The organism is Brevibacillus brevis (assembly GCF_001039275.2).
Taxonomy (GTDB): domain Bacteria; phylum Bacillota; class Bacilli; order Brevibacillales; family Brevibacillaceae; genus Brevibacillus; species Brevibacillus brevis_C.
The window spans coordinates 1,288,067-1,309,003 of the sequence record NZ_CP030117.1 but is presented as its reverse complement, the minus strand read 5'-3'; the positions used below and the strand labels follow the sequence as shown (position 1 = coordinate 1,309,003).

The 20,937-nt window shown below is 50.6% G+C and carries 22 protein-coding genes; 4 read left to right on the top strand and 18 right to left on the bottom strand.

What is annotated here, in order from left to right; all coding sequences use genetic code 11:
* Nucleotides 1–3: 3 nt before the first annotated feature.
* The 3 genes from AB432_RS06875 to AB432_RS06865 form a co-directional block, all read right to left on the bottom strand.
* The gene (locus AB432_RS06875; RefSeq protein ID WP_048031615.1) at nucleotides 4–1,455 is read right to left on the bottom strand and encodes a HAMP domain-containing sensor histidine kinase; all 1,452 of its coding nucleotides are present in this window, start codon (nucleotides 1,453–1,455) and stop codon (nucleotides 4–6) included.
* The gene (locus AB432_RS06870; RefSeq protein WP_048031614.1) at nucleotides 1,424–2,110 is read right to left on the bottom strand and encodes a response regulator transcription factor; all 687 of its coding nucleotides are present in this window, start codon (nucleotides 2,108–2,110) and stop codon (nucleotides 1,424–1,426) included. The genes AB432_RS06875 and AB432_RS06870 overlap by 32 nt, the downstream gene beginning before the upstream one ends.
* 215 nt (nucleotides 2,111–2,325) lie before the next feature.
* Nucleotides 2,326–3,063, bottom strand: a complete 738-nt coding sequence (locus tag AB432_RS06865; RefSeq protein ID WP_048031613.1) for a stalk domain-containing protein — start codon at nucleotides 3,061–3,063, stop codon at nucleotides 2,326–2,328.
* Between the two features lie 247 nt (nucleotides 3,064–3,310).
* Here AB432_RS06865 and AB432_RS06860 point away from each other — a divergent pair, with 247 nt between their 5' ends.
* Nucleotides 3,311–4,603 (top strand): dicarboxylate/amino acid:cation symporter, encoded by a 1,293-nt coding sequence (locus AB432_RS06860; RefSeq protein WP_048031612.1) that lies wholly within the window; start codon nucleotides 3,311–3,313, stop codon nucleotides 4,601–4,603.
* A gap of 47 nt (nucleotides 4,604–4,650) precedes the next feature.
* On the opposite strand, the gene AB432_RS06855 is transcribed toward AB432_RS06860, so the two are convergent.
* On the bottom strand, nucleotides 4,651–4,905 hold the full coding sequence (locus AB432_RS06855; protein ID WP_048031611.1) for a hypothetical protein: 255 nt from the start codon (nucleotides 4,903–4,905) through the stop codon (nucleotides 4,651–4,653).
* A 326-nt stretch (nucleotides 4,906–5,231) separates the two neighbouring features.
* On the opposite strand from AB432_RS06855, the gene AB432_RS06850 reads away from it, so the two are divergent.
* Together AB432_RS06850 and AB432_RS06845 are read left to right on the top strand one after the other, a co-directional pair.
* Complete coding sequence (locus tag AB432_RS06850) at nucleotides 5,232–5,729, top strand: cation:proton antiporter regulatory subunit (RefSeq protein WP_048031610.1); 498 nt, start codon at nucleotides 5,232–5,234, stop codon at nucleotides 5,727–5,729.
* A 2-nt stretch (nucleotides 5,730–5,731) separates the two neighbouring features.
* Nucleotides 5,732–6,964 (top strand): cation:proton antiporter, encoded by a 1,233-nt coding sequence (locus AB432_RS06845; protein ID WP_048031609.1) that lies wholly within the window; start codon nucleotides 5,732–5,734, stop codon nucleotides 6,962–6,964.
* A gap of 49 nt (nucleotides 6,965–7,013) precedes the next feature.
* Here the strand turns inward: AB432_RS06845 and AB432_RS06840 are convergent, their stop codons facing one another.
* Both AB432_RS06840 and AB432_RS06835 read right to left on the bottom strand, forming a co-directional pair.
* The gene (locus AB432_RS06840) at nucleotides 7,014–7,574 is read right to left on the bottom strand and encodes a peroxiredoxin family protein (protein WP_048031608.1); all 561 of its coding nucleotides are present in this window, start codon (nucleotides 7,572–7,574) and stop codon (nucleotides 7,014–7,016) included.
* Nucleotides 7,558–8,253, bottom strand: a complete 696-nt coding sequence (locus AB432_RS06835) for a hypothetical protein (RefSeq protein ID WP_048031607.1) — start codon at nucleotides 8,251–8,253, stop codon at nucleotides 7,558–7,560. Before AB432_RS06835 ends, AB432_RS06840 begins: the two co-directional genes overlap by 17 nt.
* 89 nt (nucleotides 8,254–8,342) lie before the next feature.
* Between AB432_RS06835 and AB432_RS06830 the strand changes: the two genes are divergently transcribed.
* The gene (locus tag AB432_RS06830) at nucleotides 8,343–9,122 is read left to right on the top strand and encodes a GNAT family N-acetyltransferase (protein ID WP_048031606.1); all 780 of its coding nucleotides are present in this window, start codon (nucleotides 8,343–8,345) and stop codon (nucleotides 9,120–9,122) included.
* A gap of 37 nt (nucleotides 9,123–9,159) precedes the next feature.
* Here the strand turns inward: AB432_RS06830 and AB432_RS06825 are convergent, their stop codons facing one another.
* The 12 genes from AB432_RS06825 to cobK are packed head-to-tail and all read right to left on the bottom strand — an operon-like array spanning nucleotide 9,160 to nucleotide 20,927.
* Nucleotides 9,160–9,807 carry a precorrin-2 dehydrogenase/sirohydrochlorin ferrochelatase family protein gene (locus tag AB432_RS06825; RefSeq protein WP_113732262.1) on the bottom strand — a complete coding sequence of 216 codons (648 nt, stop codon included), beginning with the start codon at nucleotides 9,805–9,807 and terminating at the stop codon, nucleotides 9,160–9,162.
* Between the two features lie 22 nt (nucleotides 9,808–9,829).
* Nucleotides 9,830–10,618, bottom strand: a complete 789-nt coding sequence (gene cobA / locus AB432_RS06820) for a uroporphyrinogen-III C-methyltransferase (protein WP_048031605.1) — start codon at nucleotides 10,616–10,618, stop codon at nucleotides 9,830–9,832.
* Nucleotides 10,615–11,655 carry a nicotinate-nucleotide--dimethylbenzimidazole phosphoribosyltransferase gene (gene cobT, locus AB432_RS06815; protein WP_048031604.1) on the bottom strand — a complete coding sequence of 347 codons (1,041 nt, stop codon included), beginning with the start codon at nucleotides 11,653–11,655 and terminating at the stop codon, nucleotides 10,615–10,617. Before cobT ends, cobA begins: the two co-directional genes overlap by 4 nt.
* Nucleotides 11,630–13,171, bottom strand: coding sequence for a cobyric acid synthase (locus tag AB432_RS06810; RefSeq protein ID WP_048031603.1), 1,542 nt, complete (start codon nucleotides 13,169–13,171; stop codon nucleotides 11,630–11,632). The genes cobT and AB432_RS06810 overlap by 26 nt, the downstream gene beginning before the upstream one ends.
* Nucleotides 13,164–14,540: a cobyrinic acid a,c-diamide synthase CobB gene (locus AB432_RS06805; protein WP_048031602.1), complete on the bottom strand. Its 1,377-nt coding sequence runs from the start codon at nucleotides 14,538–14,540 to the stop codon at nucleotides 13,164–13,166. The genes AB432_RS06810 and AB432_RS06805 overlap by 8 nt, the downstream gene beginning before the upstream one ends.
* Nucleotides 14,537–15,682 (bottom strand): cobalt-precorrin 5A hydrolase, encoded by a 1,146-nt coding sequence (locus tag AB432_RS06800; protein WP_048031601.1) that lies wholly within the window; start codon nucleotides 15,680–15,682, stop codon nucleotides 14,537–14,539. The genes AB432_RS06805 and AB432_RS06800 overlap by 4 nt, the downstream gene beginning before the upstream one ends.
* Nucleotides 15,682–16,461, bottom strand: coding sequence for a precorrin-4 C(11)-methyltransferase (gene cobM / locus AB432_RS06795; protein WP_048031600.1), 780 nt, complete (start codon nucleotides 16,459–16,461; stop codon nucleotides 15,682–15,684). The genes AB432_RS06800 and cobM overlap by 1 nt, the downstream gene beginning before the upstream one ends.
* Complete coding sequence (gene cobI / locus AB432_RS06790; RefSeq protein ID WP_047070510.1) at nucleotides 16,461–17,171, bottom strand: precorrin-2 C(20)-methyltransferase; 711 nt, start codon at nucleotides 17,169–17,171, stop codon at nucleotides 16,461–16,463. Before cobI ends, cobM begins: the two co-directional genes overlap by 1 nt.
* Nucleotides 17,168–18,397 (bottom strand): bifunctional cobalt-precorrin-7 (C(5))-methyltransferase/cobalt-precorrin-6B (C(15))-methyltransferase, encoded by a 1,230-nt coding sequence (locus AB432_RS06785; protein ID WP_048031599.1) that lies wholly within the window; start codon nucleotides 18,395–18,397, stop codon nucleotides 17,168–17,170. The genes cobI and AB432_RS06785 overlap by 4 nt, the downstream gene beginning before the upstream one ends.
* Nucleotides 18,360–19,496: a cobalt-precorrin-5B (C(1))-methyltransferase gene (locus AB432_RS06780; protein WP_048031598.1), complete on the bottom strand. Its 1,137-nt coding sequence runs from the start codon at nucleotides 19,494–19,496 to the stop codon at nucleotides 18,360–18,362. Before AB432_RS06780 ends, AB432_RS06785 begins: the two co-directional genes overlap by 38 nt.
* 4 nt (nucleotides 19,497–19,500) lie before the next feature.
* Nucleotides 19,501–20,151 carry a precorrin-8X methylmutase gene (locus AB432_RS06775; RefSeq protein ID WP_048031597.1) on the bottom strand — a complete coding sequence of 217 codons (651 nt, stop codon included), beginning with the start codon at nucleotides 20,149–20,151 and terminating at the stop codon, nucleotides 19,501–19,503.
* A 2-nt stretch (nucleotides 20,152–20,153) separates the two neighbouring features.
* Nucleotides 20,154–20,927 carry a precorrin-6A reductase gene (gene cobK / locus AB432_RS06770; RefSeq protein WP_048031596.1) on the bottom strand — a complete coding sequence of 258 codons (774 nt, stop codon included), beginning with the start codon at nucleotides 20,925–20,927 and terminating at the stop codon, nucleotides 20,154–20,156.
* Between the last annotated feature and the right edge of the window lie 10 nt (nucleotides 20,928–20,937).

The window sequence follows — 20,937 nt, the reverse complement described above, 5'->3', positions numbered from 1 at the left end:
CTCTCAAGCAATCTCCTCGGTCTGCTCCTTGCGCATGGGCAAAATCAGCGTAAATACAGATCCCTCTGACGTGCTTTTTGCGAGGAGGAGATCTCCGCCAAGAGCCTTCGCCATCATGCGAGAATAGGACAGCCCCAAACCGAGTCCACGTACTTTATCTTTTTTATTGCTTCCCCGAAAGAAACGCTCGAACACAAGAGGCTGTTCCTTTGCGGGTATTCCTGGCCCATCGTCTTTGACGTCGATTCGTAAATCGGTGTCCGTTTTGTAGAGAGTAAGCGCTATGTTCCCAGCCTCACCGACAGCCTGTTTCGCGTTGTTCAAAAGGTTAATCAAGATTTGCTGAACACGGCCCGGATCGACATAGATCATCGTTTGCTTTTCCAGAACCCCAACGGTAAATGTGACGTGACCGAGGTCGTGGACAATCTGCCATTGTGAGGCGATCTCGCGGATCAGCTTGTTCACGTTTTGCTCTTCCTGACAAACCGTGATCGCTCCTACGGCAAATGAATTGAAGTCTAGCAAATCCTCTACCATTTTTTGCAGGCGCTTCGTTTCCTTCAAGCAGATTTCCAAAAACTCCTTCTGCTCCTCACCGGACACCACCTCGTCGTTAATTGCCTGGATTAGTCCGCTAATTGACGTTACGGGGGTTTTCAGCTCGTGTGTCACTCCAGCCAAAAGCTCTGTTCGCATGCTTTCCAACTGGCGAAGACGGTCTGCCATTTCCGCAAACGTATGCACCAGCTCGTGAATTTCTTTTTCCTTGATCGTTTTATTGATCAAGACGTCGTAGTTTCCTTCAACGATCTGGCGAGCGGACATCACCACATTTTGAATTGGCTCAGACAGCTTCCTCGCATGAAAATAAATAACCGCCCAGCCAAGTACACCCAAACTGCCCAGCATGATGACCAAATACTGGATTTCCTCTTTGCCTACCTTGATATCTGTTTCTGGGAAAAGCAAGATTACTTTACCAATGACTTGATCATTGTATTCCAAATTTTTCCGCACTACATACAGTGTCTCACCTGACGGATGCCTCACTTTATCCCATATATTCGCCTGATCCAACAACTCAGGTGCCGCCTGCTGCAAAGGAGGTGGAAGCTTGGTTGGCCGATTGTAAACGACCTCTCCTTTTACATCTTCAATGAACAAAATCAGGTTGCGATCAACACCCATAAACTTGCGCCGATTGTCCAATACCTGATGAAGTTTTTCCCCCACCAAAATATTTCCAACATCATCGACGACTCGATCAGCCACTTCCTCTGCAAACAGTCGCGTGACCTCGATCTGCTTTTCAATCGCAGCGTACTTGATCCAATAAGCAGAGACAGCCCCAATGATGAGCAACCCAATCAAGAGGGTGAGCAGATAGCGTGTGGTCCAATAGCGCAGCAGCGATACGGGCTCATTTTTTATAAACACAGAATTGATACCCAACCCCTCTTTGCGTCTTGATCTCGCCCTCATGAACCGGCCAATTCTCCAGCGTCTTTCTGACCCGCTTGATCGCCAGGTCTACGGCCCGATCACTCCCCCCGTAGTCTATTCCCCATACTTGTTCAATCAACTGCTCACGGGTAAAGGTCTGATTCGGATTTTGTGCCAGAAAAAGCAGCAAGGACAGATCACGCGGGTGAAACGTCAGTTCGAGACCGTGCAGCGTTACTTGATGGGACTGAAAGTTTATTTTCAAGCTTCCGAATAGTCGAGTCTCTTGATCTTTCACCAAAATAACAGAGCGGCGCAGCACCGCATTGACTCGCGCAACTACTTCGTCCGCGACAAAAGGCTTCGTTATGTAGTCATCTGCTCCTTGATTCAGTCCCTTGAGCTTTTGGTCTGTTTGGCCGAGCGCTGTCATGATAATGACCGGACAGGAGCTCTTTTCGCGAATATACTGGAGGATTTCCCAGCCATTGCGTTCAGGGAGCATGACATCCAATAGAACCAAATCCGGCTTCTTTTCATCAAAAAGCTGCATGGCCTCGATCCCGTCATTCGCTTGCCAGACCTCATACCCTGCCTTTTGCAAGTAAGCCTTCAGCACGCGCGATATCACCAGTTCATCTTCTACCAATAAAATGCTTTTCATATCTTCCCTACCTGATTTACAGACATATAATCATTCCTATTCGCGAATTCTCGCATGGTCCCCTCTATACTCTACGTACTTCTATTCTATCAGTTTACAACCTTGTATTAAAATTTGCCTTTGATGTTTTTGGAAAATAGGAAAAAAGCCTTGCATCCCATGTAAAGGAGCAAGGCTTTTTTTGTGAGAAACGTCCCCACTTTGCGGGAAGTTATTTAGATTTCGTCACCTTCGAAAAAGATTTCTTCATCGCTGGCATCAGCGGAGAAATCGTGCAGGTTGTCGCCATCCTCGTCAACGATTTCACCATCAATGTCTGCATCTTCGAACTCATCCCAAATGTCTTTTACTACACTTTCAACGAGGTCTTCGAAATCGGAATCATCCATATCATCGTACTCGTCTTGGTAATCATCCAGGTCAACCTCAATTTCTACATCGATATCATCTTCATCGCCACTCAGCTTGAACTTCCACTCGATATCTTTGAAGTCATCGTAGTCCTCGTCGAGTTGATCTTCCAGGTCGTCCAGGTCATCTTGGACATCATCGTCATCATCTCTGCTGCTCTTGCTGTTTTTCAAATCAGTAATCTGTTTGTTCAGGCTGTCAATTGTGCCTTGCAAGGTTCTGATTTGAGCATCACGTGCAGCCAACTCTGATGCGTGCTGGGAGTTCGGCTTGTCTTTTACCGTGATGGTGTACTTCGTGCCATCCCATGCTACATCCTTGCTGAACACGTCTGCCATCATGCGAAGTGGAATGTACGTCGTTCCGTTTACGATGAATGGTTCGATTGTAGTTGGAACAGCTGCGCCGTTATAAATAACTTTAATGTTGTTGTACTTAGCTTGCAGATTCTTCGTTCCAGTCGCTGCTTGAGAGCTCGTCGGAATAAGTGTGGTAGTCAGAATCAACGCTGAGGCAATCGCCAGATATTGCTTCTTGAACATAGAAAATCCTCCATTCTCCCGGTTGTCTATTTCTTTCGTGTCACTATGTACATCTCTTACTTTACCTATCGTTCGTGTCGAGAGTATGTCAACAATCGATTTTTTCCTTTCCAATTTGAGGGGATTTCCATGACCAAAAGGACCAAAACAACCAATATGACCGTATCATTTTCAATTTTTCACACAATTTATACAATGCGAAGGAGAGAATAAAGCGTTTTCAAAATCTGGAGGAGGAACGAATTTCATGCGGATCAACTTTAAAAATCTGACCGTACAGGTCGTTATTGCCATCATTCTCGGTATTCTAGTTGGTCATTTTGCACCCAAATTTGGCGCAGAGCTGAAGGTGTTGGCCGATATTTTTGTCAAACTGATCAAAATGGTCATTCCACCAATTGTCTTCTTCACTGTAGTGAATGGAATCGCCAGTATGGGAGACATGAAAAAGGTCGGTAAGATCGGCGGCAAAGCGCTGCTCTATTTTGAAATCGTTACCACAATTGCATTGGCAATCGGACTGCTCGTGGTCAACCTGATCAAGCCTGGGGTAGGCTTTGACAAAACGGGCCTGACCAGTGGGGACGTCTCCAAGTACACGGAGGCTGCTGCTCAGAGTAACAACGGTTTTATTGATTTTATTGCGGGGATCATCCCGGAAAACGTCGTCGGGGCGATGGCAAAAGGCGAGCTGTTGCCTATCCTGTTCTTCGCTGTCCTGTTTGGTCTCTCACTCGCTGCCATGGGGCAAGCATCCCAGCCCGTCATCAAGCTGTTTGACAAGCTGACACACGGATTTTTTGGTGTCGTCAACATGATCATGAAGGTTTCTCCAATAGCTGCATTTGGTGCAATGGCGTACACGATTGGCAAATTCGGCATCGGTTCATTGACCAGACTGGGTCTTTTGATGACGGCTGTCTACATCACGATGTTTTTGTTCATTATTCTCATATTGGGCGGGATCGCGCGGTACTACAAATTCAACATCTTCTCGTTTATCAAATACATTCGGGAGGAAATCCTGCTCGTGCTCGGTACTTCCTCCTCAGAGTCCGCTCTTCCGAGAATGATGGATCGACTGGAGAAATACGGCTGCTCCAAATCCGTTGTCGGTCTGGTCGTACCGACGGGCTACTCGTTTAACCTGGACGGTACCTCGATCTATTTATCTATGGCTGCCATTTTTATCGCCCAGGCGTATGGCATTGAGCTCAGCTTCTGGGAACAGGTCACCCTTCTAGGAATCCTGATGATTACGTCAAAAGGGGCTGCTGGTGTCACAGGTTCTGGTTTCATTACACTCGCCGCTACCTTGGCAGCCTTTCCTATCATTCCGGTCGAAGGCATTGCCCTCTTGCTCGGCGTTGATCGATTCATGTCAGAAGCTCGTGCCATTACGAATCTGATCGGAAATGGCGTAGCTGCTGTGGTTATAGCCAAGCATGAAAATGAGTTCCATCCTGGACGAGTCCAGCAAGCAGATGAAACCGACAATGAGTCGGACAACGATTCGGAAGCAAAGCCGGTCACGGCCTAGTCCATATAAAAAGAGGTTCCTCTATTCAAAGAGAACCTCTTTTTGCTTTAGTCATTTGGCCATGTTTTACGAAGCTCAGCCTCGAATTGGCGCAGATGATTAATTCGCTTCTGTGCTGCCTGATACTCCTCCTGCCAGCCCTCTTTTTCGCGCTCTCTGATCAGCTCCGCCTTTTTCTCCAGCTCCCTTACCTCATTACGCAATGCGATCACGATGTCCAATAGCTCATCCATATCCATGGACCGCATGTCTTGAATAAAGATCCATTCCGCTTCTGTTAATCGATACTGTTTGTTCGCCATGTTTCATCATCCTTAAAATAACCTCTATCGAAGCCCGCTCATGAGGAGCGACCACGTTTTAGAGGAAAGTTGATATTCATGTCCATTTATAAGTGTGTCATTTTTTAATAAAAATGTTTCACTTTAAAGAAAAATGACGTCATTTCGTGTATAATAGTTGATGTAGGTATGAATGTCGACAATAATCCGCACAACAGGGGGGATTATTACTAAAATATCACCGGAATGGATATAATTCCAAATAATTATTGACGACTTGTTGCTCACTGGGAGAATAGAGCAGCTATCTATGCCAATACAGTGTTTTGCGCGAAGGAGGATCTTACATGTTCTCTATTAGAGAATCCGATTTACCAGGAATCGGCAGGAAGTACCAGGTCGAAACCAGAAGTGGCGACAAGCTGGTTATCGTCATTCACGATGACGGCCGCCGTGAAATGTATCATTTTGACCGTGATGATATAGACGAAACAATCTCCATGGTTACCCTTGACGATGATGAGGCGAGACAAATTGCTGCCATCATAGGCGGCTTGACGTACAAACCATCTGCACTGGAAACAGTCGAGGTTGCGTTAGACAAACTCATGATCGAATGGTACAAGATTGAATCGAACGCTCCTGCCATCGGCAAGACGATTGGGGAACTCAACATTCGTCAAGAAACAGGCGCTACCATCATCGCTGTTATCGAAAAAGACCATAAACAAACGATTAATCCCGGCCCCGAGTATGTCCTTTGTACAGGATCTACATTGGTCGTTGCAGGTGAACGGAAGCAGGTGAAGGCTCTCAAGACTATTCTCAGCAACGGAGGTGAGTGATATTGGAGCACATCGTTTTTGAAGTTGGTCTTGCCCTCGCACTCATAGCAATTGCGGGGTTCCTCTCCATGAAGTTAAAATTCTCCATTGTCCCCTTCTACATTCTCGTCGGGATGATCGTGGGTCCACACGCTCCCGACATCGGTTTGTTTGATCTCCGCTTTATTGAAAGCGCCCCGCTCATCGAATTTATGGGCAGACTTGGCGTACTATTCCTGTTGTTTTACCTCGGACTGGAATTTTCGGTAGGCCGTCTGATCAAGGCTGGTCGATCCATTGCCGTAGGCGGTACCATTTACATCGTCATCAACTTTACCCTCGGCCTCATATTTGGTTGGGCCGCTGGCTTCCCTCTCAAAGAGGTATTGATTATCGCCGGTATTACCACTATTTCCTCCAGCGCCATTGTGGCAAAAGTACTGGTGGATCTCAAACGTACAGCAAATCGCGAAACAGAGATGATCTTGGGGATCATCATGTTCGAAGACATATTCTTGGCCGTCTATATTTCGATCGTGTCCGGCTTGGTGTTAAGCGGTGCAACTTCTCTTGCTGGCGTGCTCTCATCCGCATTGATTGCACTCGGCTACATGCTTCTCCTGATTATCGTAGGCCGCAAGCTCGTACCTTTCCTGAATCGGGCATTGAACATCAAATCAAACGAAGTGTTCATGATTACGGTGTTTGCCGCTCTGTTTCTGATTGCGGGTTTTTCCGAAACGATCCATGTTGCCGAAGCCATCGGAGCATTGCTCGTAGGTCTCGTCTTGGCAGAAACACAACACATGAAGCGCATCGAGCATCTCATCCTGCCGTTTCGTGACTTCTTCGGAGCCATGTTCTTCTTCAGCTTCGGTTTGACAATTGATCCATTGTCATTAGGTGGAGCCGTATGGTTGTCCATTGGTGCAGTGGCCCTCACCCTTTTCGGTAACGTCGTCGCCGGACTTTTGGCTGGGCGAAGTGCCGGATTGTCTCCCAAGGCTTCTACCAATATTGGACTGACCATCGTATCTCGCGGTGAGTTCTCCATCATCATGGCTAATCTCGGAAAAGCGGGCGCACTCATGGAAATTTTGCAACCATTTGCGGCTCTTTACGTTTTGATTCTCGCCATTTTAGGTCCATTGCTGACCAAGGAATCCAAGCATATTTACAAATTGCTCAATGCTGTGTTTCGTCTGGATCGAAAGACACCAATCAAAGAACCTGAGAACAAAGCAGACGCTGGATAATAGAAGAGACATCACTACCGACAGCACATATTGCCTGCTGTCGGTTTTTCTATTTTACCGCAGACAGCATGTTTTCCATGATTTCTTCACTCATCGGGCCAATGTATTTATTTTGAACCACGCCGTTCGAATCAATGATGTAGCTGGTCGGAATCGAAATGGCTTTGTACACATTCGCCACTTCTTTATCAGGATCGAGCAAGATTGGGAAGGTAATGCCATACAACTTCGCAAAATCTGCCACAGCTTCCGGGCTCGTCTCCGTATCGGTCAGATTGACACCGAGAATTACTACGCCTTTTTCCTTGTTCTCTTCGTAGTAACGCTGCATGTCCGGCATTTCCGCGCGGCAAGGTGGACACCAAGTCGCCCACAGATTGAGAATCACTTTTTTCCCCCGTAAATCGGACAGCTTGACCGTACCGCCACCTATCTGCTGAAGTTCAAAATCAGGAGCGGTATTTCCTTTTTCAATTCCAATCTGCCCGTTGCCTTGCTCTCCAGATGAAGCGATGGGCTCCTGCCTATTCAAGAATTCCGCATCAAAAATGCCCCATCCCAAAAGCGCCAAGAGTACGATGATCGCCCAAACATTATGATGCTTCTTCATCGGTCGTTCCCCCTATCGGCTTCACTCGTCTGGACAAAAAGAGCAGCAAGAGAGCGAATGCATAGTACATGAGCTGATCGCCGGAAAGTCCTGCAAACACAGCTTCTCGATTCGGAACAAAAAAGTGCACATAGACTTGGCTAATGGCAAACCACATCACGGGTGCAAGCCAAGCCGCCAGATGAATAAGCCCTTCCTTTTCCCGATGCAGCCACCAAAGAAAGAAGGTGCATATGACGACCTGCTGTACGTGATACCACATGCTGCTCTGTTCTAACACGACCGTGAGCATCTGGTAAACACCAGTTGCAGCAAGAAAGCCTGTCGCCATTCCCAAGGCAACGAAATGAACAGGAATCGCTTTTTTGCGTACCGTCTTGGTGAGGTAGACGACAACTGCCACGACTGCCAGCATGGCTCCGTTTTCTCCCCCGGAAAAATAAAGAATGGACGAGGGATTCTCCACCGCTTTCGAAAAATAAAACAGGACATAGCTGAACTTCCAAACGAGAAATGCCAGCACCACTGCATTACTCAACAGCTCAATAACGGCTGATTTCATTTCCCTGTTATGTGTAAGCTGAGCGGATATCGCCACAAAGCCGAGCGAAAGCGAAACAATGACCGCCAGCATGCTCATTTTCAACAAAAAGGGGCCCATTTGAAAAGCATCCGACATTTTCGTTTCCTCCTTTAGGAAAATGGCTTACTCTAGGAAGACAAGTATCCAAACAACTATCACCATATCAGGAAATGGGGAATAAAGGAATGCTCACGAATATTTTTACTTTGCAGGAGCGCTATGCCCTTGCTTTTTCTACGCGAACGGAGCATCCACAAGTGCGTGTGTATCGCGATGAATCGGTCCCGGACATGTATAGCCATAATTATACAGAAATTTTGGCAGTTCCTACTCATGACTGGGTACAAGCTTATATCGAGCAAGAGCTTCGACATGCCAAAGAGCAGCAGCTTGGCCACTTGAAGCTGGAACTGCACCCGTCGCTACCTTTTTCAGAAGAGTTAGTGTCTTTTGCAACCCAGCTTGGTTTTGAAGTAAATACGATGCTGTACATGCTTGCTCCGCTGGAGGTTGCCGATAAACTGACGCCGAATCCACAATGCTCCGTATTACGAGGGGATTCAATCGAAGTCATGGAAGCAGGCATACGCTGCCTTACTGCTTCTGATTCCGTTATGATCAATCCTGATTTTGCTGTCCGTAAAGCGAACCGGAAAAGAGAAATTTATGAACAAGGTGAGATCATTCCGTATGTGTGCTTTGTCGATCAGGAGCCAGTCGGTGCATGTGAATGGCATCATTACAAGGAGCTCGTTCGTATGGAGGAATTTTTTATACTGGATGCCTGGCAGCGTAGAGGATTCGGCACGGAAATCATTCGGGTCATGATGCAGGACGCCAAAAAACTCGGCGCCACCCATATGTACTTAACGACCTATGCAGATGATACGCCGCAAGAAATGTACAGCAAGATCGGCTTTCAAGAGGTCGCGAGGCATTTGGAAATGATCTGGCTAAAAAACTAGAAAAAAACTCCCACCAAGTAGCTTAGTGAGAGCCATCCTATTTTCCGTGTTGATCTACTCTTTTGATAAGCAGCGCTTCGGCCTCCCGATCTCTTCGGTCGGTTTCGCCATTTTTGGTCCATTGTAAAAATCGGTCGTCCAAAAGCTCTGCCAAGATTGCCCGTTTGTCCGCTTCGCTCACCGCCAGCGAGAGCACTTGTCTTCTCATGCTACCGAGAAAAAGCGTGTAGTCCTCGTATTCCGGTCCCACCCACTCTTCGAGCTGGCGGCGCATTTTCTTTGCCAGACCCGGGTTGTTCCCACCCGTAGAGATCGCAATCTGCAAGTCACCACGTGCAACGACGGATGGAACGGTAAAAGAGCAGAGGTCTGGGCGATCAACGATATTGATCCACTGATGCGGACGGCACGCTTCGTATACAGTCAGATTGACGGCGGGATCACTCGTCGCCGCGATGATGAGCACTGCCTCCTCTACGTCCTGTGGGTTAAAGGGGCGCAGTGCTACCATTAGCTTTTTATCGTGTGCCCATTCAAGGATGGTTGCCGTACAGGAGGGACTCACAACGGTGACATCCGCACCAGCAGCAAGCAAACTGCCGATTTTCCGCTCGGCTACTTGCCCGCCACCGACCACCAAGCAACGCTTGCTTTGTAGATTGACCATCATGGCATAGTGCGTCACCAGCGTTCCCTCCCTCGGCTTCCTATTGTTGTTGCACTTGCTCCATCGCAAGCGTAGCTTCAAACCAGTTGATTTTCTCACGCATCTTCACGACATCGCCAACCAGAATGATAGCTGGATTCGTGATGTGACTGTTTTCCGCCATACGCTCCTCAATATCAGCCAAGGTACCCGTTAGTACCGCTTGCTGCGGGAGTGTTCCCCAAGAGATAACGGCTACAGGTGTATGCGGATCGCGTCCGTGCTTGATTAATTGGGTACGGATCAACGGCAGGTTGGCTACTCCCATGTAAAAGGCAAGCGTGTCGATGCCATTCGCGAGAGCACGCCATTTTTCTATCGCCAGCTCTGGCTTGTCTTCGCGCAAATGTCCCGTCACGACTGCGAATGACGAGCCGTGATCGCGGTGTGTCACCGGAATACCCGCGTACGCCGAGGCTGCAATTGCAGCAGTTACTCCCGGGACGATTTCAAAGGTAATTCCTCGCTCGGCCAAATGCTGCGCTTCTTCTCCCGCACGACCAAACACGCAAGGATCGCCGCCTTTTAGCCGAACGACGACTTTTCCTTCCAGCGCTTTTTCCGCTAACAGCTCGTTAATCGATTCCTGTCTCATCGTGTGATGATCCGGCAGTTTGCCGCAGTAGATACGTTCTGCCGTCTGTGGCGCGTACTCCAGCAGGGCTGGATTTGCCAGACGATCATACACAACCACCTCTGCCTTTTGCAGGCATTCCATTCCTTTTACGGTAATCAGCTTTGGATCTCCAGGGCCAGCTCCTACGAGATAAACTTTGCCCGCGCCGCTCATCGGTCACTCACTCCTGCTGATGCAAATGTCGCCATCTCACGAACCATCCGTGTCGCTGCTTCCACGATTGGAAACGCCAATGTTGCTCCGCTTCCTTCACCCAGTCGCAATTTCAGGCTGAGCAATGGCTCCTTGCCTAATGCTTGCAGGACAAAATCATGCCCCGGCTCCTCAGAACGGTGACCCGCGATCAAGTAATCAGCAACGAGTGGCTCCATTCGAACAGCAAGCAGAGCCGCTACTGTAGCGATAAAGCCGTCCAGCAGCACAGGGACACGGCGAGTGGCTGCTCCGATGATCGCCCCTGCCATTGCTCCGATTTCCAGTCCGCCGACTTTTGCCAAAACGTCCAACGGATTGTTTGCATCCGGGCGATGCAGCGCAAGCACATCACGAACAACTGCCTTTTTGCGCTGCCAGCCTGCATCATCCAGCCCTGTTCCTCGTCCGACGATTTGTTCGGGATCAGCTCCGGTTAAGGCTGACAGGATCGCACTGCTGGCTGTCGTGTTGCCAATCCCTACTTCACCGACGATCAGGACTTTGGCGCCTTCTTCAATGATCGCTTCTGCCATTTCAAAACCAACTGCGATGGAGCGCTGCGCTTCGTCTGCGGTCATCGCAGCTTCTTTCAGCATATTGCCCGAGCCTGCTCTGATTCGCTTGTTATAAACACCTGGTGCTTCGACCTCGACCGCTACACCAACATCTACGATTTTTTGAATGGCTCCGATTTGTCTGGCGAAGACGTTGACTCCAGCTCCACCATGAACCATATTCAGCACCATTTGCGCTGTCACTTCCTGTGGATAGGCAGAGACACCTTCTCGTGCCACACCGTGATCGGCCGCAAAAACAAGCACGCCCGGTGGTGTCACAACAGGCATTGTCTCACCCGTCATCCCAGCCAGCTCAATAGCCAATTGCTCCAAGCGACCAAGGCTGCCAAGCGGCTTGGTCAACTGATCCACATGCTGCCTCGTTTGCTCACTTGCTTCCTGATTTCGTGGCTCAATCGCCGGATAAATGACTGACATTTATTTGCACCTCTTTTTCTTGAAAAGCCTTCATGTACTCTTCGATCGTATCCAGCTTCACATGGCGACGAACGGTATCCGCCAACAGATCGTACCCCTGCTCTCGCAGAGCGACAAAGGATGGGCGATCCAGGATGGGTGGGAGACCTTTTTTCTCACGGATGGTATTCAGCAACAGCGTGCGGAAGTGGTCATTATGGAACAAGCCATGAAAATACGTGCCAATCAACTGCCGCTCCTCCTGACAATAGCCCTCCGTGCGCCCCTCCATCTGGATAAAAGGAAAATCATTGCTTGAATAAGCAGATTGTCCCATGTGAATCTCGTAGCCTTCTACCGTCAGCTTTTCCTTCGCAAATACCGCTTCTCCGCGGGACAACACGGTCGTTTTCTTCTGCTCCATCGTCGTGATCATCGGGATGAGACCCAGCCCATCAAGCTGCTGCAACGGAGACTCGACCCCAGCCGGATCGTGAATGAATTCTCCCAGCATTTGATAGCCGCCGCACAAGCCGACGATATACGTCTTCCCTTTATGATGAAGGTCTTTGACCGCCGCGGCAAGACCTGTCTCTCGTAAGAAACTCAAATCCTCGAGTGTATTCTTGCTGCCCGGCAAGACAATCAGGTCAGGTTCACCCAGCTCTTCCAAACGTGTCACAAAGCGCATCCGGCAATCCGGCTCTACAAAAAACGGGTCCACGTCTGTAAAGTTGGAAATTCGCGGGTAGCGCAAAACCGCAATGTCAATCTCTCGCGGTGTCTCACGTTGCCCTTGATAACGGTGCAAAATCAGCGAATCCTCCGCATCGATCCACAAGTCTGGAATAAATGGCACGACACCAAGTACCGGCTTTCCCGTATACTCCTCGAACCAGTCGAGTCCCGGCTGCAAAAGTGTCAAATCACCGCGAAAACGATTGATGATGACGCCGATCACGCGGTCCCGATCTTCGGGCTCGAGCAGTTGGAGGGTGCCGACCAAGCTGGCAAAAACTCCCCCGCGCTCAATGTCTGCCACCAAAACGACGGGCGCATTCGTGAGACGAGCGACCCGCATATTGACGAGCTCACGGTCATTCAGATTAACCTCTGCCGGACTGCCTGCCCCTTCAATGACGATCCGCTCATAGGAGCTGGCGAGTCGTTGATACGCTTCCTCAATGATCCGCAAGCCCTTGTCATAAAACTCCGTCCGATAAGCAAAAGCTTTCATGTTGCCGTATGGTTCACCGTTTACGACAATTTGCGATTCGGAGTCTCGTGTCGGCTTGATTAAAATGGGGTTCATGTCGGTCGTCGCCAGAATTCCTGCTGCTTCCGCCTGAACGCCCTGTGCCCGGCCAATTTCTTTTCCATCCAGCGTCACATAGGAGTTTAACGCCATATTTTGCGATTTGAACGGAGCTGTCTTGTAGCCATCTTGGGCAAAAATCCGACACAGCGCTGTTGCAATCGCACTTTTTCCTGCATCCGAGCTGGTACCTTGCACCATCAACGGGAGGGCTTTAGGCACGAGCGGCCACCTCCGCGCAACGGTTCAGCCAACGCTCAACCAGGTCGGGATTGGAGCCAAAATGCAAATGAGTATAGCCTGCGACCAGATGATCTTGGGCATAGCCCTCCGGTTTCGTACCGCGAAGCCCTTTCGTCTCATAGGCTGCTGGCAATTGTTGATCCGAAGCATACGTAGAGTAGTGGAATTCATGCCCTTTCGCCTGTTCCTCGGTGCCGAGCAAGAAATTGCCTTCCTTGCCGCGCACTTCGCGATAGCCAAGCGCTGCGAGCTTTTTCTGCATGGTCACCTTGCCTGGGATGAGCCCTACCATTGGATAGCTGTCGCCCTCTGTCGTCACGATTGCCTCTGTCAAAAACATGTAGCCGCCGCACTCGGCCAAAGTAGGCAAGCCTTTTGTGATCGCAGCTCGAATCGATTGTTTCACCGTTTCATTTTGCGATAGCTCTGCTGCAAATTCCTCCGGGAAGCCTCCCCCGATGTACAAGCCGTCCGCGTCCTCAGGCACTCCCTCACCCGCCAGTGGAGAAAAGAATTCGAGCTTCGCGCCATATGCTTCGAGCAGCTCCAAATTTTCCGGATAGTAAAAATGAAAAGCAGGGTCTTTCGCTACAGCAATAGTGACATTGGCAGATGCTTTTCGTGGAGCAAACAGCGTAGGCTCCGCTTGCAGCGGCTCTGCCTTTGCCAGCTCCCAGATTTGCTCCAAATCCACGGTCTCTGCAATCAGATCAGCCAGCTTTTCAAACAGCGGTGTCAGCTCTCCTCGTTCGACGGATGGCACCAATCCGAGATGACGTTCCGGTATTTCCAGCTCGTTCTCCCGTTTCAGGTAGCCCACGACCGGAATCCCGCACTCCTGCTCGATCGCTGCCTTCACGATTTTGTGATGCCCTTCACTGCCGACCTTGTTGGCGATGACACCGACGATTCTCGCCTGTGGATTGAGCAGTTGAAAACCTTTGACAATTGCAGCCGCACTGCGTGCCATGCTCTGACAATTGACCACCAACAGAACCGGAGAGCCAGTCAGGATGCTGATTTCGGCCGTGCTGCCTTTATCGCTGGTCGCTTCCTTGCCATCGTACATACCCATGACACCCTCGATAATCGAGATGTCTGCACCCTCGCTACCACGGACAAAAATCTCCTTCACGATCTCGTGCTCCAGCATAAAGCTGTCCAGATTGCGCGAAGCTCTGCCCGTCACAGCCGTATGATACGTGGGATCGATGTAGTCGGGTCCACACTTGAAGCCCTGTACGGTATGCCCTTTTCTTTTCAGAGCAGCCATCAGTCCGATGGTAACGGTTGTCTTACCCGCTCCACTGCCTGTTCCGGCAATCACAATACGGCGGCTGTCCGTCATGCGCGCTCCTCCTCATGATAGGGCATCAATCCGACCGAAATGGTGGTGTTGCCCGACTTCTTCTTGGTCAAAACGAGTTCGCCCACGCCAGCATACAGCTTCGCGGCAGGCTCGCTCACTCCGTACGCTCCGGTGAACTTGAAGACAGTATCAGACGGATCGCTGATCTCTACCTGATTCAACTCTTCAGGTGGGTACCAGACGAACGGCCAGCCGTATTTTTCGCAAACGGCGATCAGACCCGCTTCATCCTTTTTCAACTCGATGGTCGCCAGTGCTTTTACACTTTTGATCGAAAATTGCAGTTCATCCAGCGTTTCCTTGATGACTGCCTCGATCTCCTCGGCGGAGGTTCCACGATTGCAGCCCATTCCGAGCACGATTACCTTCGGACGATAAAGGACGCCGTTGTCCAAAATCGATTGTTCCTCCGGTGTGAGCAAGCGATGAGAGACGACTAGAGCAGCTTGCGGCTGATCGGCTTTTGCCTCAGCGATTGTCGCGTATTCCTTGATGGACGGTGGCATCGGTGTGTCATGCATCCACCAGTCACGTTCGCCGGATTCATTGATGACAGCTACGCGCTCCTCGTTTACGACAGAAGCACTGACAGGGGTCAGCTTTTCAGCGGAATCCCACTCCCAGCCAAAACGTCTACCGAATAGATCGACCGGAATCGTCTTTTGTACGTCAGACGCTGTCGTGATAATCGGACGAGCACCCATGACTGCCGCTACCTCGCGAGCCAGCTCATTGGCACCGCCCAAATGGCCAGACAGCACACTGATGACGTTCTCCCCACGGTCATCGACGACGACGACACCCGGGTCTTTCTTTTTGTCTTCGAGCAAAGGTGCGATCATCCGAATAACCGCACCCAGAGAAATAATGATGATTAAACCTTTATAAGCAGGCCAGAGAGCGGGAAACAGCATCCGTACACTGTTCGAAAACAGTTGGATGCCGCGCGCATCCTCATCTCCGCGCTCGAATTTGCTCATGTAATACAGGTCTGTTCCAGGAAATTTTTGCGCCAAATCACGCGCCATCTCTACCCCGTGCTTCGTGATCGCGACAATAGCATAGTCTCCGCGCTGCTCGATAACAGGGATTTCTCCCTCGATCAGTTCGATGATCTTCATTATTCCTTCACACCTTTTCTGAACCCGTGTGTAAAGGTTTTATCGTACAGCTTGGAACGGTATTGCTCGCTCTTGTCGTGGATGTTCGGGTCCAATGCCCAGCCAGCCAAAATCATCGCGTGCTTGCGAATGCCGTTTTTGCCCATGTCTTCGTCCAAATTTTTCAGCGTGGTGCGAATGATCAATTGATCCGGCCAGCTTGCACGTTGTACGACTGCGACAGGCGTATCCTCGCTCCAGCCTGCATCGACCAGCTCGCGGACTACTTTTTTCGTCAAAGTCGCGCTAAGGTACAGAGCCAACGTGCAATGATGCTCAGCAAGTGCACGCAGCTTTTCTCTCTCAGGCACCGGTGTGCGACCTTCTGCGCGGGTGAGGATGATCGTCTGTGTCAGATCAGGAATCGTCAGCTCGGCTCCTACTGCTGCCGCTGCCGCAAATACGGAGCTCACACCTGGAACGATTTCTACCTCGATGCCTTTTGCTTTTAATAGAGCGATCTGCTCCATGATCGCGCCATAAATGGAGGGATCACCTGTATGCAGGCGTACGACTGTTTTTCCGCTACTAATCCGGTCTACCAACAGCTCTACCATTTCTTCCAATGCCATACCCGAGCTTTGCAGTACCTCTGCATCGGGATTGCCCATTGCTACCAAATCCTCGTTCACGAGAGAGTCGGTATACATAATGACGTCTGCCTTTTGCAGCAGCTTCAAGCCTTTTACTGTTATCAAATCAGGGTCGCCGGGACCCGCTCCCACTATGTACAGTTTCATTACTTTTTCACCACCATCAGTGTAAGATAGCTGAGCTCTGCCCGCTCCAGTTCACGCATATCGGTCCAAACCATTTCCTCGGAGGAAGTGACCTTGGTCGCTACTGCTGCCTTTTCAGCCAGCCCCATTTCTTTCAGCAAGCCAATGATCATTGGCAGTACTTTTGCTACCTTCAGGAACACGACAGTATCGTGGTTCTCAAGCGCTTTGCGCATGGCTTCCTTGTCTTCTGTTGCCGGGATGATACCGATCTGCTCGTCGCCATCCGCCAGTGGCAGATTGAAGCGGGAAGCTGCTCCAAGAAACGAAGAGACGCCTGGTACGGTCACGATTGGCACTTCCGGATGCTCCTCATGCATGACGCGCATCATGTGGATGAACGTGCTGTAAAACATCGGATCGCCTTCCGTTACAAAAGCAACGTCCTTGCCTTCAGACAGACGCTCCCAAACGATCTCCACTGTATTGTTCCACTCGCGCTCCAAAATTTCTTTGTCCCGCGTCATCGGGAATACGAGTCCAAGCATTTCCTTGTCTGGGGACTGCACATACAGCTCTGCGATTTGATGCGCGTAGCTTTTGCTGCCCATCCGTTTTTTCGGATAGGCAACCACTGGCGATTGCTGTAATAGACGAAATGCCTTGACGGTAATCAATTCGGGGTCGCCGGGACCTACGCCCAGTCCGTACAATGTTCCGATCTTAGTCACTTGCTGTCTCCTCCTTGTTCTTCTGTCTGCTTGGCCCAGGCCGTAATGATGTAGATCGGATTCAATGCTTCAAAGCGCGTCAGGGACAAAATCGGCTTGCTGCGCGATAGCTGCGCCAGTGTCACCGATGTCTCAAAGCCTTCCTGCGCGAATGCTTGTGTCGCTTCGTACAATGTCTCAATGGTCGCTGCGTTCACAACAATCCGGCCATTCGGGCGCAGTCGTGTGCAGCAGATATTCAACAGCTCGCGCAATTCTCCGCCACTGCCGCCGATAAATACGGCATCCGGGTTCGGGAACTCATCCAAGCCATGTGGGGCACGTGCGTTCATTACTGTCAAATCCGTGCGAAACTTCGCCATGTTCTGGCGGCAGTTTTCCAGATCGTCCGCGTTCTTCTCTACGCCGTACACTTCACCCTCACGCGCAATTCGTGCCGCTTCAATGGCGACAGAGCCTGTGCAGGTGCCGATGTCCCAAACGATGCTTTTGGCATGCAATTGCAACTGTGCGATGCTTAAAATGCGCACTTCTTTTTTCGTAATGAGTCCCTTGTCCGGCTTGCGCTGGGAAAACTCCTCGTCTGCGATTCCAAACGGCCATACTGGGCTTGGACGGCGTTTTTTCAAAATCACGACATTTAGATCAGAGAAGATACTATCTGCCATTTCCTCGAGGGAATACCAGCCTGTCCGCTCTTCGGCACTGCCGAGATTCTCTGCCACGAACGCATCGTACTCAGTCATTTGGAACGAAAGGAGATAGCGGGCGATCGCTGCTGGCGAGTTTTCCCGATCTGTCAGCAGTGCGACCTTATCCTTCCCGTCGATCCGCTGTGCCAGACCTTTGATACTGCGTCCGTGCACACTCGCCAGTGTCGCATCCTGCCATGCTTCCCCCATTTTGGCAAAAGCGAGCTGGATGGAGCTCAGGTGCGGGTAAATCTCCACGTTCAATTTTTTTGCAAGCAAGCTGCCGATCCCGTAAAAAAGCGGATCGCCTGACGCCAGAATGACCGTCTTGCGCGTCTCCGTACGCAGCTCCTCCACCATGGCAGTCAGACCGCCCTTCAGTACACGCTTTTCCCCTGAATACTCCGGGAAGAAACTGAGGTGTCGCTCTCCTCCAACCAACAGCTCACTTTCCTCTATCCACGTCCGGTACAACGGCAGCAGGCTCTGCTGTCCATCATCCCCGATTCCAATTACTTTCATCGCCTGTGTCATTGATCGTCACCCTTCCCAACAGGGACCCTTTCATTGTGATGATGATGGTTTCGACCTCGATGCCGCCGCCCACTTCCTTTAGCGCAGCGCGACAGCAGTTTTCGCACATGATCTCGAAAAAGGCGGGCGTGTCCACCATCATATCGCCTACCTGCGAAGCGGTGTTGGCTCCCAAAATTTCGTCAATACGCTCCTGAGAAGCTCCTGCATCTGCTGCCATTTGGGCGAGGAAGCCGAAATCGACGGGTGCACTTTTGGAATGAACCATCATGACACCCTGCGCAACCTTGGAAAACTTGCCCATCATCCCGACCAAGGTCACTTTGCGCATACCCTTGTTCTTGCACTGCTTGAGGGAAAAGCCGACGAAATCGCCCATTTCCACGAACGCTTCTTCCGACAGCTCTGGATAAGTAGCGACCCCGTAGGATTCACTCTTTCCGCCCGTCGACAGCACAATATGATCGCAGCCGGCTTCCTTGGCGACATTGACCGCTTGTGCCACACTTGCCTTGTAGGCAGAAGTGGAAAACGGCACCACGATTCCACGCGTCCCCAAAATGGAGATACCACCGAGTATGCCGAGTCGTCCATTCAATGTTTTTTTGGCGATTTCCTCGCCAGCAGGCACGGAAATGACGATTTTGATCCCTCGCTGCGTCCCGTACTCATCCAGAACAGCCTGCGCCGTTTCCCTGATCATTTTGCGCGGGACGGGATTGATCGCAGCCTCGCCAATCGGAACGGGCAACCCTGGCTTGGTCACCCGTCCCACACCGAGTCCGCCATCCAAAATAATGCCGGGCTCATCCGACCATTCCACGGTAGAGAGAATAAGGGCACCGTGTGTCGCGTCTGGGTCGTCTCCCCCATCTTTGATCGTGCTTGCGGTCGCCTTCTCCAATGAAAACTCACAGCTCTCCATCTGAAAGGAGACGTCCTCGCCAATTGGCAGGCGAATCGTCGCTTGGCTTTGCTCTTCCTGAGTAATCAGCGCGATCAAAGCAGCCTTAGTCGTCGCCGTTGCACATGATCCAGTCGTATATCCGTGGCGGAGGGGCTTTGCCTCTTTTTCGTCCGTTGCTGCTTTGGCTGCCATCTGCTTAACCCAACCGTTCCGCCATGATCGAAATCGCATTCAATGCTGCTACGGTTACTGGGCTTCCGCCTTTACGTCCCATGTTCGTGATGAATGGGATATCGAGCTTCGCCAGCTCTTCCTTGGATTCTGCCGCAGATACAAAGCCAACTGGCATCCCGATCACCAGACCTGGCTTTGCTTCGCCTTCCTTCACCATGCGGATCAGCTCCAGGAGTGCTGTAGGTGCGTTTCCGATGCAAAAGATACCGCCATCCGCTTCCTTGATTGCTTTGCGCATGGAAATGATCGCGCGGGTCGTATTCAGACGCTTCGCCTCTTCCATCACATCGCGGTCAGAGATGTACACCTTTACTTCTCCACCGAATTTTTCAATGCGGTTTTTGCTGATGCCGACTTGCACCATCTGTACATCTGCTACGACGATTTTGCCGCTGCGGATTGCTTCGATTCCCGCCTTTACTGCGTCCGGGTGGAAAACAAGGCTTCGTCCAAGATCAAAGTCTGCGGATGCGTGGATGACACGTTGTACTACCGGATATTGTTCTTCTGTAAAAGAATGCTCGCCCAGCTCATCTGTAATGATTTGAAAGCTCAAATCCTCAATCTCTTGCGGTTGTACAGTCATCGGTTTAAATTCTGTTTTGAAATCCATGGTTAGTTTCCTCCAGTCACTTGTTTGAGTTCGCCCAGCACGCTGGCGTAATCCGAAAACTTCGTTCCATAATCGATCTTTGGACGACCGATGACGATGGTTTCGATGCCCATTTCCAGTGCCGCTTCCACCTTTTCGTCAAAAGCACCTACCTTGCCGCTCTCCTTGGTAATCATCAGCGTGACACCATAATGAGCGTAGAGCGCTTTGTTCAGCTCCTTGGAAAAGGGACCTTGCATTGCGACGATGTTTTTTTGCTCGACACCGAGCTCTTCGCATTTCTGCATATTGTCAAGACGCGGTAGCATGCGTGCTACCAGGGTCGTCTCCGGCAGGCCCAACAGCCGATCCGTGAAGGTTTTCAGCGTCTTGCTTCCTGTCGTTAGCATGATGACGCCGCGTTTATCTGCCGCCAGCTCAGCCGCCTGGACATAGTCTTCTACTACAATCAGCTTCTCGCTGCCAGGTGAGGAGAGGCTTTCCCGCTCGTAGCGAATGTAGGGGACTCCCGCGCCCTGTGCACCTGCCATGGCATTTTTGGAGGCTTCCTCTGCGAAGGGGTGACTCGCGTCGACCACGCATTGCACGGCTCTCTCTTGGATCAGCTGCTGAATATCTTCGGCGGTCAGGCGTCCGACCTGGACAGGCACGCCCTCCTCCTCCATACTTTTCGCAGCATTGTCAGTGACGACCGTCGTCAACAGCTCGTAGCCCTTGTCCTTGATTTGCAAAGCCAACTCGCGCGCGTCGCTCGTTCCAGCCAGTACCAGAATCATGCAGTCTTCC

Excerpts from the sequence above, each read along its gene's own strand:
- AB432_RS06870 (WP_048031614.1), bottom strand. The coding sequence starts at position 2,110 with ATGAAAAGCATTTTATTGGTAGAAGATGAACTGGTGATATCGCGCGTG.
- AB432_RS06865 (WP_048031613.1), bottom strand. The coding sequence starts at position 3,063 with ATGTTCAAGAAGCAATATCTGGCGATTGCCTCAGCGTTGATTCTGACT.
- AB432_RS06860 (WP_048031612.1), top strand. The coding sequence starts at position 3,311 with ATGCGGATCAACTTTAAAAATCTGACCGTACAGGTCGTTATTGCCATC.
- AB432_RS06855 (WP_048031611.1), bottom strand. The coding sequence starts at position 4,905 with ATGGCGAACAAACAGTATCGATTAACAGAAGCGGAATGGATCTTTATT.
- AB432_RS06850 (WP_048031610.1), top strand. The coding sequence starts at position 5,232 with ATGTTCTCTATTAGAGAATCCGATTTACCAGGAATCGGCAGGAAGTAC.
- AB432_RS06840 (WP_048031608.1), bottom strand. The coding sequence starts at position 7,574 with ATGAAGAAGCATCATAATGTTTGGGCGATCATCGTACTCTTGGCGCTT.
- AB432_RS06835 (WP_048031607.1), bottom strand. The coding sequence starts at position 8,253 with ATGTCGGATGCTTTTCAAATGGGCCCCTTTTTGTTGAAAATGAGCATG.
- AB432_RS06830 (WP_048031606.1), top strand. The coding sequence starts at position 8,343 with ATGCTCACGAATATTTTTACTTTGCAGGAGCGCTATGCCCTTGCTTTT.
- cobA (WP_048031605.1), bottom strand. The coding sequence starts at position 10,618 with ATGAGCGGCGCGGGCAAAGTTTATCTCGTAGGAGCTGGCCCTGGAGAT.
- cobT (WP_048031604.1), bottom strand. The coding sequence starts at position 11,655 with ATGTCAGTCATTTATCCGGCGATTGAGCCACGAAATCAGGAAGCAAGT.
- AB432_RS06805 (WP_048031602.1), bottom strand. The coding sequence starts at position 14,540 with ATGACGGACAGCCGCCGTATTGTGATTGCCGGAACAGGCAGTGGAGCG.
- AB432_RS06800 (WP_048031601.1), bottom strand. The coding sequence starts at position 15,682 with ATGAAGATCATCGAACTGATCGAGGGAGAAATCCCTGTTATCGAGCAG.
- cobM (WP_048031600.1), bottom strand. The coding sequence starts at position 16,461 with ATGAAACTGTACATAGTGGGAGCGGGTCCCGGCGACCCTGATTTGATA.
- AB432_RS06785 (WP_048031599.1), bottom strand. The coding sequence starts at position 18,397 with ATGACACAGGCGATGAAAGTAATTGGAATCGGGGATGATGGACAGCAG.
- AB432_RS06780 (WP_048031598.1), bottom strand. The coding sequence starts at position 19,496 with ATGGCAGCCAAAGCAGCAACGGACGAAAAAGAGGCAAAGCCCCTCCGC.
- AB432_RS06775 (WP_048031597.1), bottom strand. The coding sequence starts at position 20,151 with ATGGATTTCAAAACAGAATTTAAACCGATGACTGTACAACCGCAAGAG.
- cobK (WP_048031596.1), bottom strand. The coding sequence starts at position 20,927 with ATGATTCTGGTACTGGCTGGAACGAGCGACGCGCGCGAGTTGGCTTTG.